Source organism: Erythrobacter sp. EC-HK427 (genome assembly GCF_902498745.1).
Lineage (GTDB): Bacteria > Pseudomonadota > Alphaproteobacteria > Sphingomonadales > Sphingomonadaceae > Alteraurantiacibacter.
The window spans coordinates 202,081-215,393 of the sequence record NZ_LR701479.1 but is presented as its reverse complement, the minus strand read 5'-3'; the positions used below and the strand labels follow the sequence as shown (position 1 = coordinate 215,393).

Genomic DNA, 13,313 nt, shown 5'->3' with positions numbered 1-13,313 from the left:
GTTCGTATCAGCTTGCGGCCACCGCCTCGGCGGCATCGCTGGCGAGCTTGTCCACGCGGTCGTTTTCGGGGTGGCCGCTATGGCCCTTCACCCATTGCCAATGGATGGTGTGGCCGCCCGCCACTTCGATCAGATCATGCCACAAATCGGCATTGCGCACCGGCTTCTTGCTGGCATTGACCCAGCCGTTCTTCTTCCAGCCGTGCACCCATTTGGTGATGCCATCGATCAGATATTTGCTGTCGGTATAGAGCGTCACTTCGCAGGGCTCGATCAGCGCGCCCAATGCACGGATCGCGGCGGTCATTTCCATGCGGTTGTTGGTGGTTTCCGCCTCGTTGCCCGATAGCTCTTTCTCGTGCCGACCCATGCGCAGCAGCGCGCCCCAGCCGCCGGGGCCGGGATTGCCTTTGCAGGCACCATCGGTGAAAATCTCGACCCGCTTCACCCGAAGGCACCCCTTCCTTCGCGCCGGTAGAATGCACAGCGGCGCATAAAATCCATCGGATCCTTGCGCGTCACCAAGGCATCGGCGGGCGTATCGATCCAGTCCTGCGCGCGGCTGGAGACAAAGCGCATACACGCACCCTGCGCCAACACCGGCAAGGCTTCGGCCTCGGCCTGTAGCAGCGGGCGCACCGACTGGTATCCGGAGATCAGCGCCTGTCCGATTTCGGGGCGGAAGCTATTGCCATCCTTGGTAAAACTCCATGCCGCATGGGTCACCGCAAGATCATAGGCCATTGCGTCATTGCAGGCGAAATAGAAGTCGATAAGCGCGCTCACCCTGTTCCCCCGCATCAGCACATTGTCGGGAAACAGGTCGGAATGGATCACCGAACACGGCAAAGTTTCCGGCCAAACATCCGCAATTTGACGGGAGATATCTATCGAGTCCGGCAAGTCCGCATCGATTTCCGCCAGCGCCGCCGCGCCGCAGTCTGCCAGCACCTGCGCCGAGGCTCGGGGGCCAAGATCATTCACGCGGTTGGCGGGATAATCCAGCGCCGCCAGATGCATCTCAGCAAGCGCCACGCCCACGCTCTGCGCTTGTGCAACAGTCGGATGATCGACCGAGATGCCGGGGAGAAATTCGATCAGCGCCACCGCCTTGCCGTCAATGTTGCGCGAGGCATGGCCTTCGCGGTCGTGAATCGTGCGCGGCACCGGCGCGCTTTTGGCCGCCAGATGATCGAGCAGGCCGAGGAAGAAGGGCAGTTCGCCGATGTCGATCCGCCGTTCATACATGGTGAGGATAAAGCGCGCGCCATTGGCCGCGCTGCCGCTGGTTTCGATCAGCCAGTTGGAATTGGAGACGCCCTCGGCAATGCCCTTGGCCGAAACGAGCTCGCCCACGTCATAGCAGGCAATCAGTTGGGCCAGGCTCTCGGCGGAAAGCTGGGTGTAAACGGCCATCGATGCCGCGTTAGTCGGTCAGTTCGCGGGGGAGCTTGAAGGTCATCTTTTCTTCGGTCGTCTTGACCTCCTGCTCTTCGATAGCGCGCCATTCAGCGAGCCTCGCCACCACTTCGCGCACCAGCACTTCGGGAGCGGAGGCGCCCGCGGTGACGCCGATGGTGCCGATTCCGTCGAGCCATGCCGGATCGATCTCGTCCGCGCGCTGGATCAGATAGGAGGTTGTGCCCAGCCGCTCCGCCACTTCAACCAGCCGCAGCGAGTTGGAGGAATTGGGCGCGCCGATCACCAGCAGCAGATCGCAGGAATCGGCCATCGCCTTCACCGCTTCCTGACGGTTCGAGGTGGCGTAGCAAATATCCTCTGCCTTGGGCGCGACGATTTGTGGATAACGCGCCATCAGGGCCGCAACGATTTCGGCGGTATCGTCCACCGACAGCGTGGTCTGGGTAAGGAAAGAGAGGCTGTCTTCCTGCGAGAAGGTCAGCTTGCCCACATCTTCGATGGTTTCGACTAGTGTCATCCGGCCTTCGGGCACTTGCCCCATCGTGCCGATCACTTCGGGATGGCCGGCATGACCGATGAAAATGATGTGCTGGCCCTTTTCGATCTGCCGTTCTGCCTGACGGTGGACTTTGGACACCAGCGGGCAGGTCGCATCGAGATAGACCATCTTGCGCCGCTCGGCCTCTGCAGGCACCGATTTGGGCACGCCGTGCGCGCTGAACACCACCGGCGCATCGTCGGGCACTTCGTCCAGTTCCTCGACAAAGATCGCGCCCTTTTCGCGCAGGCCTTCCACCACAAAGCGGTTGTGGACGATTTCGTGCCGCACATAGACCGGTGCGCCAAAGCGCTCGATGCTCTTTTCGACAATGTCGATGGCGCGATCGACACCGGCGCAGAAGCCGCGCGGGGCGGCGATCAGCACTTTGAGCGGCAATTTCTCGCCATTCACGGGCGATTCCTGAAAGGGGGCGTTCATAGTCATGGCTCTAGCGGTTGTCGGGCTCTGGTGAAAGGGCTAGGGGGCTTGCAAAGGTCTCTGGCGTTCATGTCGCCATTCCTGTGCCAGTATCAAGGACGTTTATGCAGTTTCGATCCGCCTGTTTTGCTCTCGCCGCTTCCGCCACTTTGCTCGCGGGCTGTGCTTCGGATGGCGAGCTTGTTGTCGATCAGGGCGTCGGCATCACCGCGCTGCGTTCGGTCTGCCCGGCAGTGGGCGTGCCCGATTATACCGGTGATGTGACGCTGTTCAGCCGCGAAGGCGCGCGCACGGCGGATGCGCTGGATGTGTCTGCGGCGATCACCAATGTCCGCTCCACTTGCAACGATCAGGGTGATCTGGTGTATACGAGCGCTACGTTCAATGTGGTGGCGATGCGGCGCGACACGCGCGGCGCGCGGACTGTGGAACTGCCCTATTTCTCCACCGTGATGCGCGGCGGCACCTCGGTGGTGGCGAAGCGCGTGGGCACGGTGACGCTGACCTTTGCTGACGGGCAGGAACGCGCGCAGGCCAGCGGCGCGGCAGAAAGCTATGTCAGCCGTGCCGAGGCTACTTTGCCCGAGGATATCCGCGAACGCATCACGCGTCGACGACGCGCGGGCGACCAGTCCGCCGCGGTTGATCCGCTGTCCGAACCCGATGTCCGCGCCGCCGTGGCGCGCGCCACGTTCGAACTGCTGATCGGCTTCCAGCTGACCGAAGAGCAGCTAGCCTACAACGTCACGCGATAGGTAGCGTTAAACCCATTCGGTGCAATTTATTCGGACAGTGTAGCTGCCGGACAGGGAGCAATAACGAATGCGGCCATCGGACGCGTGGAGATATTCGTTCTCACCAATGTTGAGGATGCTCTCTCCAGAGGAAAACTCTGCCGGACCGGCCGCAACGCTCGCCGCGCCGAGGCCGACAAATCCGCCGACCAAGCCGATGGCGAATGGTTTGAGAATACGAAGCATAGAAAATCCCCCTTTTTAGACGCAGGTTATCGATAGCCAAACCCGCTCTGTGCGATCCTAGATCATTCGCCAGATAAGTCAGCGATTTCTTTGCCTCCGGATGCAAACACGCTAACGGCGCTCCCCATGACCACTTCACAAACCTTGTATGTCGCCTTCGCGGCCAAAATCGATGCCATCCTTGCCACGCTGGAAGCCGAAGCCGTGCTTCCCGCAGGCAGCCCGCGCGGCAATGTCAGCGTGGAGCCGCCGCGTGATGCCGCGCATGGCGATCTGGCGACCAATGCCGCGATGGTGCTGGCGAAGCACGCCGCCACCAATCCGCGCGCGCTGGCGGAGAAAATCGTCGACCATCTCACCCGCGATCCGCTGATCGAAAGCGCGGAGATTGCCGGGCCGGGCTTCATCAATCTGCGCCTTGCACCTGCCGTGTGGCGCGAAGAAATCGCCGCGATTGCCGCGCTGGGCGATAGCTACGGCAAGTCGGACATGGGCGCGGGCACCACGGTGAATGTCGAATATGTCTCCGCCAATCCGACCGGCCCGATGCATATGGGCCATTGCCGCGGCGCGGTGGTGGGTGACGCGCTGGCGAGCCTGCTCGAATTTGCCGGGCACAAGGTCATCCGCGAATATTACGTCAATGATGCAGGCGGGCAGGTCGATACGCTCGCCCGTTCGGCGCATTTGCGTTACCGCGAGGCGCTGGGCGAGGACATTGGCGAGATTCCGGAAGGGTTTTATCCCGGCGCCTATCTGATCCCCGTTGGCGAAGCGGCGGCGCAGGAATTCGGCGACCGTTACCAGCGCGCTGACGAAGCCGAGTGGCTGGCGGTTTTCCGCGCCTTCGCGGTCGAGCGGATGATGGCGGTGATCAAATCCGATCTGGCGCAGCTCGGCATCAAGCATGATGTGTTCTCGTCCGAAGCGGCGCTGCAAGCGGCGGGCAAGCCCGAAGCTGCCGAAGCGTGGCTGCGGGCGCAGGATCTGGTCTATGATGGCGTGCTGGAAGCACCCAAGGGCAAGGCGCCCCCCGAAGACTGGGAACCGGTCGAGCTGCCGCTGTTCCGTTCGACTCAATTTGGCGACGATCAGGATCGCCCGATCAGGAAGTCCGACGGCAAGTGGACCTATTTCGGGGCCGACCTCGCCTATCATATGCAGAAGGCCGAAACCGCCGATGCGCTGATTGACGTTTGGGGCGCTGACCACGCGGGCACGGTCAAGCGGATCAAGGCGGCGGTCGCCGCGCTGTCGGCTGGCAATGGTGATGTTACCCCCTTCGATGTGAAGCTGGTGCAGATGGTGCAGCTTCTGCGCGATGGCGAGCCGGCGAAAATGTCCAAGCGTTCGGGCAACTTTATCACCATCGCCGACATGGTGGAGGAAGTGGGCAAGGATGTGGTGCGCTTCACCATGCTCACCCGCAAGCCCGAAGCGCAGATGGATTTCGACTTTGCCAAAGTGGTGGAAGCCTCGAAAGACAATCCGGTCTTCTATGTGCAATATGCCCATGCGCGTATCTGCTCGACGCTGCGGAAGGCGGCGGAAGCGGGGATTACCCCGTCAGATACGCATCTGGATTTGCTGACCGAAGCCGATCTCGCGCTGGTCAAGCAAGCCGCGCAATTCCCCCGCGAAGTCGAGGCGGCAGCGCGCGCGCGGGAGCCGCATCGCATTGCGTTTTACCTCTACGATCTGGCCGCCGCGTTCCACGCCTTCTGGAATCTGGGGAATGACAATCCGGAAAAGCGGTTCATACTGGAACATAAAGCGGATGTATCGGCGGCAAGGCTTTTTCTCGCGTCCCAAATCGGGCAGATAGTACGAAACGGCTTGGCCATTTTGGGGGTCGAAGCGGTCGAGGAGTTGTGAGCGATGAATAATCCGGGCGATCGGGACGAGGACCTGGAATACCAGGACGGCGAAATCGAAGCGACGTGGGAGGAGGAAGAGCAGCTCGACCTTACCGACGAAGACGAAGATTTGCCGTGGCTGGAAGCCGACGAGTATGAGGAAGAAGGCGGGTTCGATTTCCGCCTGATCTGGATCACGCTGATCGGCCTCGCTGCCATCGCGGCGCTGCTTTACGGCCTGTGGTGGCTCACCAAGGATCGTCCCGACCCCGAAATGGTGCCCGATGGCTCGACCATCGAAGCGCCCGAAGGGGCCTACAAGGTCCGGCCCGAGGAAGGCGCTGATGCCGAGGTCGAAGGGACCGGCAGCCAGGCGTTCCAGGTTGCCGAGGGTGAGCAGGATCGCGGTCGTGTGGCAGGCGAGGACGGCGGCGACAGCCCGCGTCCGACCATCGATGTCGATCAATCGGGTGACGACGCTTCCGGCGCTGCTGGCGGGGCCGCTGCAACGCCTGCGGCAACCAGCGGCAGCAATGTCTATGTCCAGATCGGTGCGTTTGGCAGTCAGGCCGACGCCGAAGCGGCTTGGCGCAGCGCCACGGGCCGGTTCAGCGTGCTTTCCGGAATGCGGTATCGCGTGGTGGAAGGCGATGTGAACGGTGCGCGGGTTTATCGCTTGCAAGCCATCGCGGGAGACCGCGCCACTGCCGATGCCACCTGCCGCGCGATCCGCAATGGTGGCGGGGACTGTTACATCCGCTAGCAGGGCCGGTTTTGCCGGTCTTTTCCCCCGCCCGCTATCCGTAAATGCTTGCGTGATGCGGCGAATTCGGGCGTAGATACTGGCGATGACACCCGCGATTTTCGGCCTGTCCGGTCTCACCCTGACCGATGATGAACGCGCTTTCTTCACGGAGGCGGATCCGGCAGGCTACATCCTGTTCGCGCGCAATTGCGAGGATCGCGAGCAGTTGCGGGCGCTGACCGATGATCTGCGAAGCCTGCACGGGCGCGAGAATCTGCTTATCAGCATCGATCAGGAAGGCGGGCGCGTCACCCGCATGAAGCCGCCCGTGTGGGACAAATACCCGCCGCAAGGCGTGTTCGCGCAGCTTTACGGCATGGCTCCGGCCAGCGCGATCCAGGCGGCGCGGGCAAATGCTCAGCTGCTTGCGCTGGATTTGCAGGAATGCGGCATCACGGTCGATTACCTCCCGCTGCTCGACGTGCGGCAGGCAGGCGCGCATGATGTGATTGGTGATCGCGCTTTGGGCAGCGAACCGATGCAGGTCGCCGCTTTGGGCCGCGCCGTGCTCGACGGGCTGAAGCGCGGCGGAGTGGCGGGCTGCATCAAGCATATGCCCGGCCACGGCCGCGCGCTGGTGGACAGCCACAAGGATTTGCCCGTCGTCACCGCCTCCGACGCGGAACTCGCCACCGATATCGCTCCCTTCGCCCAGTTGACCGATGCACCCATGGCGATGAGCGCGCATATCCGCTTCACCGCGTGGGATGCGGATCGTCCCGCGACTTTGTCGGAAAAGGTGATCGGGCGAATCATCCGCCAACGTATCGGCTTTGATGGCCTGCTGCTGACCGATGATATCGATATGGAAGCGCTCGACGGTACCATTCCGCAGCGCGCGGCAGCGGCGGTGGCGGCGGGCTGCGATATCGTGCTCAATTGCTGGGCGAAAATCGACGACATGGCGGGCATCGTGGCGGCGCTTCCGGCGATGTCCGATACCACCGCCAAACGGCTGGAGCGCGCGCTGGAGAGTGTCGGCGTGATTGCGGACACCACGCCGCGCGAAGAACTCCTCCGCACCCGCGACGCGTTGTTGAAGCTGGTCGGGGCCGAAGCGTGAGTGAGGAAGACCTCATCCTGCGGATGGCTGCGCCAAGCGAGGGAACGGTCGCCGATGAATGGCGCGGCATCGCTGCACCTTCTGCGGACGATTCGAACGCGCTCTATCTCGAACTCGACGGGTGGGAGGGGCCGCTCGATCTGCTGCTCGATCTGGCGCGGCGGCAGAAGGTCGATCTCAAGGCGATCAGCATTCTCGCGCTGGTTGACCAGTATATCCTCTATATCGAGCGGGCCGAGGCGCTGAAGCTGGAAATTGCCGCCGATTACCTCGTGATGGCGGCGTGGCTTGCTTATCTCAAATCGGCGATGCTGCTGCCCAAGGAAGAGCAGGAAGACCCTTCGCCCGAAGAACTCGCGCTGCGGCTGCAATTGCGGCTGCAACGGCTGGGGGCGATGCGCGAGGCAGGGGCGCGGCTGATGGCGCGTGACTTGCTGGGGCGCGATGTCTTTGCGCGCGGCGCGCCCGAGGGGCTCAAAGTTCTGCGCAAGAATGCCTGGCAATGCGACTGGTTCAGCCTTGTGCGCGCCTACGGGCAGGTGAAACTGCGCACCGAACCGGTGGTGCATATGGTGGCAGAGCGCCCGGTGATGACGCTCGATTCGGCGCTCCAGCGCGTGTCCGCCATGCTCGGCGTTACGCTGGACTGGATGGAACTTCGCAGCTTCCTGCCCGCCAATGCCGAACCGCGCCTGCGCAAAAGCGCGCTCGCATCAAGCTTTGTCGCCGCGCTGGAACTGGCGCGTATGGGCAAGGCGGAAATCAGGCAGGAGGACGCCTTTGGCCCGCTGGAACTGCGGCGGGTGGTGGCGTGACCCAAGTCTCCGACCTCGCCCGCGCGGTGGAAGCCTGCCTGTTCGCGGCGGAGGAGCCGCTGACGGCGGAGGCGATTTCGGCGCATCTGGGTGATGCCGATGTGCGCGCGGCGCTGGCCGAATTGCAGGCTGCCTATGCCGGGCGCGGCGTTGTGCTGGTCGAGCGCGGAAAGCGCTGGCAATTCCAGACCGCGCCCGATCTGGCGCATTTGCTGCGGCGGGAGAAGGAACAGGTGCGCAAGCTGAGCCGCGCGGCCACCGAAGTGCTGGCGATCATCGCCTATCACGAACCCGTCAGCCGCGCGGAAATCGAATCGATTCGCGGGGTGCAGACCAGTCCGGGCACGCTGGACGTGTTGATGGAGGCAGGCTGGGTGCGGGCAGCGGGCAGGCGCGAAGTGCCGGGGCGACCGGTGATTTACGCCACCACGCCCGATTTCTTGAGCCATTTCGGCCTCGAATCGCGCAAGGATTTGCCGGGGCTGGACGAATTGAAGGCCGCGGGCTTGCTCGATCCGGTTGACGATGCCTACGAGGACATGGTGGCGCAGAAGGAAGAGCAACTCGCCGCCGAAGAGGCTGCTGCCGCCGCTGCTGCTGCAGAAGGCGATGCGGGCGATCACGAGGAACCGCTGGAAATGCCCGGCGATAGCGCCTAAGTTACACGGGTAAAGCGTTCACAAGGAAATTCTCATGCAGCCGGGTATTTGGCAGATCCTGATCATCGCCGTCGTCATCCTTGTCCTGTTCGGCCGTGGCCGGATTTCGGAGATGATGGGCGATTTCGGCAAGGGAATCAGCAGCTTCAAGAAGGGCATGAGCGAGGAACAGCGCGGCACTGCGGAGCCCAATGCACAGATCGAAGCGCCTGCTCCGACTCCTGCCTCCACCACGAGCGACACGACCGAGACGACCTCGGGCGACACCCCCCGTTCCTGATCTGCCTAGCGAGCGCCGCGCATTATGTTCGATATCGGCGCCACCGAACTTTTGATGATCGTCATTGTGGCGGTGCTTGTCATCGGCCCCAAGGATATGCCGCTCGCCTTCCGCACGGCGGGGCGCTGGGTGGGCAAGATGCGCAAACTTTCTGCCCATTTCCGCACCGGACTCGACGCCATGGTGCGCGAGGCGGAGCTGGATGACATGGAAAAGAAGTGGAAGGCGCAGAACGAAAAGATCATGCGCGAACATCCCGATGGCGCACCGCCCGAGATGGAGCCGACCGGCGCCTATCCGCCGCGCCAGCTAACGGCCGAGCAGAAGGCGCGGCTGGAGGGACTCTCGCCCGAAGAGCGGATTGCCGCGAAAGAAGCGGTTGCGGCGGAAGCAAAATCCGCAGCGCATGCCCCAGCGCCGCAGCCGGTGGACGCGCCCGAAACTGCGCCCGAGCTCCCGCTCGATCCGCCCGCGAAAGACAGCTGAGCGATGGGCATTATCAAGGATCTGGACGATACGCAGGCCCCGCTGCTCGATCACCTGATTGAATTGCGCGGGCGGCTGGTGAAGGCCGTGGCGGCGCTGATGGTGGCGTTTGTCATCAGCTTCTATTTCGCCGACCAGATTTTCGGCCTGCTGGTGCAACCGCTGACCAGCGCCTTTCCCGAAGGGCAGGGGCAGCTGGTCTACACGCAGCTGTACGGCGCGTTCTTTGTCGAGATCAAGGTCGCGCTGTTTGCGGCGTTTTTCATCAGCTTCCCGATTATCGCCAACCAGCTTTGGGCGTTTATCGCGCCGGGGCTTTACGCCAAGGAAAAGCGCGCCTTCCTGCCATTCCTGCTGGCAACGCCCATTCTGTTCACCATGGGCGCGGCGCTCGCCTATTTCGTGGTGATGCCGCTGGCGTTCGAGTTTTTCCTCGGGTTTGAAGGCGAAGCGGGCGGGTTGCCGGCCAATGCGCTGCCCGAAATGGGGCAATATCTCGATCTGGTGATGCGCTTCATCCTGGCATTCGGGATCAGCTTTTTGCTGCCGGTGCTGCTGATGCTGCTGAACATGGCGGGGCTGGTGACGCGCGAGCAGCTAGTATCGGCGCGGCGCTATATTATCGTTGCGGTTTTCGTTGTGGCTGCGCTGATTACGCCGCCCGACGTGATCTCGCAGCTCATGCTGGCGCTGCCTCTGCTGCTCTTGTTCGAAGGCTCGCTGCTGTTGATGCTGCTGAGCGAACGCAAGCGGGCGAAGGAAGAGGCGAAGGCCGAAGCTACCTCGGGCAGTCCGCTTGAGGAAGCAGCCGACGCCGCTGCGGACGAACCTACCAACTAAACTGCACTGCGCTCTCCGCAAGAGAGCAAGTCCCAAGCATACTGACCGCACAAAGAAAAACGGGGCCGCAAGCAACCCCGTTTTCAAATCCGGTGATGTGTGATCAGCTTACGGGCTGGTCGGCAGGACTTCGTCTTCGCCTTCCTGACCGGCAGCGATCAGGATTGCAGCGATGATTGCAGCGAGCGCGGCGATGGCGAGCAGCAGGCCCGGGCCATTGTCGTCAATCTGCTCGGCCTGCGCATCGATCGGTGCCGGAGCACGATCAAATTGGCTTTCCTGCGCCAGAGTCGGCGTAGCCGACAGGGCGATTGCGGCGGCGGCGGTTGTGAACAACTTGGCAGTCATCGCGGGTAAAATCCTCACTATTTAATCCCTCGTTGGAACACCCCTAACGAGTCTTTGCGTTAATGGCGAGCTAAAATTGGGTATCAATCTGTCACAATTACGCCCTGTGGTGGGCTATCGGCTGGCAGGCGTTGCATATCTGCATCATAAACCAGCCGACCGGCTACCCATGTCTGCTCGACCGCGATTCTACGAATCTGTTCCGGGCTGGACATCAACGGGTCGGCAGACAGCACCACGAAGTCGGCCCGCTCGCCCGGTGCCAGCGTGCCGAAGCGGCCTTCGGCAAAACCGGCATAGGCGGCATTGGCAGTGTAGGCGGCCAGCGCCTGTTCGCGGGTAACCGCTTCCTCGGCCCGCCAGCCGCCGAAGGGCTCGCCATCGGCATTGGCGCGGCTGATCGCCACAGCAAGTCCTGCCAACGGGTCAACCGGCTCCACAGGCGCATCAGTGCCGAAAGCCAGCGTGCCGCCCGTATTCAGAATGGTGCGCCAGGCATAGGCGCCGCCCAGCCGGTCATCCCCCAGCCGCGCTTCGGCCATGAACATATCGCTGGTCTGATGCACCGGTTGCATAGAGGCGATGATGCCGTGCTGGCCGAAGCGGGCGATATCGACCGGATCGACGATTTGCGCGTGTTCGATCCGCCAGCGCCGATCGCCGGAAAAGTCGGCGGACAGTTCCTCGATTGCGTTCAGCGCCTCGGCGTTGGCGGCATCGCCAATCGCGTGGACGGCGACCTGATAATTGCCGAGCGCAGCGCGGCTCATCAGATTGCGCAGTTGCGCCGGGGTGAGCAGCGGAAGGCCGCGATTGCCGTGATCGTCCTCGTAATCCTCTTTGAGCAGCGCCCCGCGCGAGCCAAGCGCGCCATCGAGATAGAGCTTCACCCCGTTCAGCCGCAGCATATCGTCATACAGCCAATCGGTGGGCCGCTCGCCGCCGATCAGCAGCATCGTTTCCACCGAATCAGCATAGGCCATCACCCGCACGGAGAGCCATCCGGCATCGCCCGCGCGGCGGATGGTCATCCAGTCTTCCAGCGTAGTGCCCATGTCCGCCATCGCGGTAATGCCGTAGCTCAGCAGCAATTGCTGCGCGTTGTAGAGCGCCTGTTCGCGGTCGCGCGCGCGGGGTGGCGGCACCTGTGCGCCGACCATTGGCATGGCGGCATCGACCAGCACGCCCGACGGCGCGCGGCTGCCGGGCAAACGCTCGATCCGACCGCCGGAGGGGTCTTGCGAAGCAGCCGTCACGCCGCCTGCCTGCAAGGCAAGCGTATTTGCCCAGCCCGCATGGCCGTCCACCCGTTCGAGCCAGACAGGACGGTCAGACACCACTGCGTCCAGTTCGGCAGCGGTCGGAAAGCGCCCGAGGCCCCAGATTTCCTGATTCCAGCCGCGTCCGATAATCCACGGGCGGTCGGGATATTCCTCGGCATAGGCGGCGATAGCGGCGAGTGCCTCTTCCAGCGAGCGGGTGCCCGACAGATCGAGCACCAGCGTGCCGAGGCCGAGCCCCATCAGATGCGCGTGCGCGTCGATAAAGCCGGGGATGACCACCCGCCCTTCAAGATCGTTGCGGTATTGCACGGTGATCGTCGGGTCGTCGCCGAAATCGAGCAATTCTACCACGCGCCCGTCGGCATCGATCACCATGCCGACGAAGCGATCAACATTTCCTTCGCGGTCGATGGAAATGCCGTCGACATTGTCGATCCAGGTTTGCGCCAGCGCGGGGGTGGCGGTGAGGAGGGCAGCACTGGCTGCCAGCGTGGCGAGTAACTTCACTTGGAATTGACCTCCGGCAAATGGCGGATAAGCGCGCTGGTATCCTGCCGGGCACCGCCCGCAGCTTGCACCTGCGCATAGAATTGATCGACGAGCGCGGCGACGGGGAGGGACAGGCCTTCCGCCTTCGCTTCGCCAAGCGCGATGGCGAGATCCTTGCGCATCCAGTCGATGGCGAAACCGAAATCAAACTCGCCGCGCACCATCGTTTGCCAGCGGTTTTCCATCTGCCAGCTCTGCGCGGCGCCGCCGCTGATCGCTTCCAGCACCTTGTCGGTATCCACGCCCGTCGCCTGCGCCAGCCGTACGCCTTCGGCCAGACCCGCCAGCACGCCCGCGATGCACACTTGGTTGACCGCCTTGCACGCCTGCCCTGCGCCCGGCCCGCCAATATGCACGATCCTCGCGGCATAGTTGTCCATGACCGGTGCGGCCTTCGCCATCGCCGCGTCCGATCCCCCGCACATAATCGCGAGCCGACCGTTTTCCGCGCCCGCCTGTCCGCCCGACACCGGCGCATCGACCGCGTGGAGGCCCAGCCGCGCGCATTCTTCGGCGATCCGGCGGGCGAGAGCTGGCGAGATGGTGGTGTGATCGACAAAGGTCGCGCCCTTGCGCATCGCCGCCAGCACGCCGCCTTCTCCCAGCAGCACTGCGGTGACATCCGCGTCATTGCCGAGGCAGGCGAGCACCACGTCCTTGTCCGCCGCAGCCTGCGCCGCATCGGCTTCAATGCTGACCGACGGGCCTTCGCCCGCCAGCGCCTTTTGCCACGCTTCTGCCTTGGCGAAGGTGCGGTTGTATCCGGTTACAGCAAACCCGGCGCGGGCGAGATGTCCGGCCATCGGCGCTCCCATCACGCCAAGGCCCAAAAAAGCGATTGCAGTCATGGCGCGGATAGGTGCCGTGTTCGACCGCCAAAGGCAATGCGTCTGAAAGGCAATCTTTCACGGGAGGATAGTTTGCACCCTATTCCCCTTCGCCGTTCCA

At 63.1% G+C, this 13,313-nt stretch carries 16 protein-coding genes; 9 read left to right on the top strand and 7 right to left on the bottom strand.

Annotation, left to right across the window (positions count from 1 at the left end; translation table 11 throughout):
• Positions 1-7 precede the first annotated feature (7 nt).
• The 3 genes from rnhA to ispH are packed head-to-tail and all read right to left on the bottom strand — an operon-like array spanning position 8 to position 2,401.
• A complete protein-coding gene (rnhA, locus tag GC121_RS01120; RefSeq protein WP_151972299.1) occupies positions 8-448 on the bottom strand; it encodes a ribonuclease HI in 441 nt (146 codons plus the stop codon).
• On the bottom strand, positions 445-1,416 hold the full coding sequence (gene thrB / locus GC121_RS01115) for a homoserine kinase (RefSeq protein WP_151972297.1): 972 nt from the start codon (positions 1,414-1,416) through the stop codon (positions 445-447). The genes rnhA and thrB overlap by 4 nt, the downstream gene beginning before the upstream one ends.
• Before the next feature lie 10 nt (positions 1,417-1,426).
• Entirely contained in the window at positions 1,427-2,401 is a 975-nt protein-coding gene (ispH, locus tag GC121_RS01110) for a 4-hydroxy-3-methylbut-2-enyl diphosphate reductase (protein WP_151975528.1), read from the bottom strand.
• 104 nt (positions 2,402-2,505) lie between these two features.
• Here ispH and GC121_RS01105 point away from each other — a divergent pair, with 104 nt between their 5' ends.
• Positions 2,506-3,156, top strand: coding sequence for a hypothetical protein (locus GC121_RS01105; protein WP_151972295.1), 651 nt, complete (start codon positions 2,506-2,508; stop codon positions 3,154-3,156).
• 6 nt (positions 3,157-3,162) lie between these two features.
• Here the strand turns inward: GC121_RS01105 and GC121_RS01100 are convergent, their stop codons facing one another.
• Positions 3,163-3,381, bottom strand: a complete 219-nt coding sequence (locus GC121_RS01100; RefSeq protein ID WP_151972293.1) for a hypothetical protein — start codon at positions 3,379-3,381, stop codon at positions 3,163-3,165.
• Positions 3,382-3,507: 126 nt separating this feature from the next.
• On the opposite strand from GC121_RS01100, the gene argS reads away from it, so the two are divergent.
• The 8 genes from argS to tatC all read left to right on the top strand — a co-directional run bounded on the left by argS (position 3,508) and on the right by tatC (position 10,185).
• On the top strand, positions 3,508-5,256 hold the full coding sequence (gene argS, locus GC121_RS01095) for an arginine--tRNA ligase (protein ID WP_151972291.1): 1,749 nt from the start codon (positions 3,508-3,510) through the stop codon (positions 5,254-5,256).
• Positions 5,257-5,259: 3 nt separating this feature from the next.
• Positions 5,260-6,000 carry an SPOR domain-containing protein gene (locus tag GC121_RS01090; protein WP_151972289.1) on the top strand — a complete coding sequence of 247 codons (741 nt, stop codon included), beginning with the start codon at positions 5,260-5,262 and terminating at the stop codon, positions 5,998-6,000.
• An 85-nt stretch (positions 6,001-6,085) separates the two neighbouring features.
• Positions 6,086-7,105, top strand: a complete 1,020-nt coding sequence (gene nagZ / locus GC121_RS01085; protein WP_151972287.1) for a beta-N-acetylhexosaminidase — start codon at positions 6,086-6,088, stop codon at positions 7,103-7,105.
• Between the two features lie 23 nt (positions 7,106-7,128).
• The gene (locus GC121_RS01080) at positions 7,129-7,920 is read left to right on the top strand and encodes a ScpA family protein (protein WP_151975527.1); all 792 of its coding nucleotides are present in this window, start codon (positions 7,129-7,131) and stop codon (positions 7,918-7,920) included.
• On the top strand, positions 7,917-8,579 hold the full coding sequence (gene scpB / locus GC121_RS01075; protein WP_151972285.1) for an SMC-Scp complex subunit ScpB: 663 nt from the start codon (positions 7,917-7,919) through the stop codon (positions 8,577-8,579). Before GC121_RS01080 ends, scpB begins: the two co-directional genes overlap by 4 nt.
• 34 nt (positions 8,580-8,613) lie before the next feature.
• The gene (gene tatA / locus GC121_RS01070; protein WP_151972283.1) at positions 8,614-8,859 is read left to right on the top strand and encodes a twin-arginine translocase TatA/TatE family subunit; all 246 of its coding nucleotides are present in this window, start codon (positions 8,614-8,616) and stop codon (positions 8,857-8,859) included.
• A gap of 24 nt (positions 8,860-8,883) precedes the next feature.
• Positions 8,884-9,345, top strand: coding sequence for a Sec-independent protein translocase protein TatB (tatB, locus tag GC121_RS01065; protein ID WP_151972281.1), 462 nt, complete (start codon positions 8,884-8,886; stop codon positions 9,343-9,345).
• A gap of 3 nt (positions 9,346-9,348) precedes the next feature.
• Positions 9,349-10,185 carry a twin-arginine translocase subunit TatC gene (gene tatC / locus GC121_RS01060; RefSeq protein ID WP_151972279.1) on the top strand — a complete coding sequence of 279 codons (837 nt, stop codon included), beginning with the start codon at positions 9,349-9,351 and terminating at the stop codon, positions 10,183-10,185.
• Between the two features lie 108 nt (positions 10,186-10,293).
• Here the strand turns inward: tatC and GC121_RS01055 are convergent, their stop codons facing one another.
• The 3 genes from GC121_RS01055 to GC121_RS01045 all read right to left on the bottom strand — a co-directional run bounded on the left by GC121_RS01055 (position 10,294) and on the right by GC121_RS01045 (position 13,213).
• The gene (locus GC121_RS01055; RefSeq protein ID WP_151972277.1) at positions 10,294-10,533 is read right to left on the bottom strand and encodes a hypothetical protein; all 240 of its coding nucleotides are present in this window, start codon (positions 10,531-10,533) and stop codon (positions 10,294-10,296) included.
• An 83-nt stretch (positions 10,534-10,616) separates the two neighbouring features.
• Positions 10,617-12,323 carry an amidohydrolase gene (locus tag GC121_RS01050; RefSeq protein ID WP_151972275.1) on the bottom strand — a complete coding sequence of 569 codons (1,707 nt, stop codon included), beginning with the start codon at positions 12,321-12,323 and terminating at the stop codon, positions 10,617-10,619.
• Positions 12,320-13,213: an NAD(P)-dependent oxidoreductase gene (locus tag GC121_RS01045; RefSeq protein WP_151972273.1), complete on the bottom strand. Its 894-nt coding sequence runs from the start codon at positions 13,211-13,213 to the stop codon at positions 12,320-12,322. The genes GC121_RS01050 and GC121_RS01045 overlap by 4 nt, the downstream gene beginning before the upstream one ends.
• Positions 13,214-13,313: the final 100 nt, after the last annotated feature.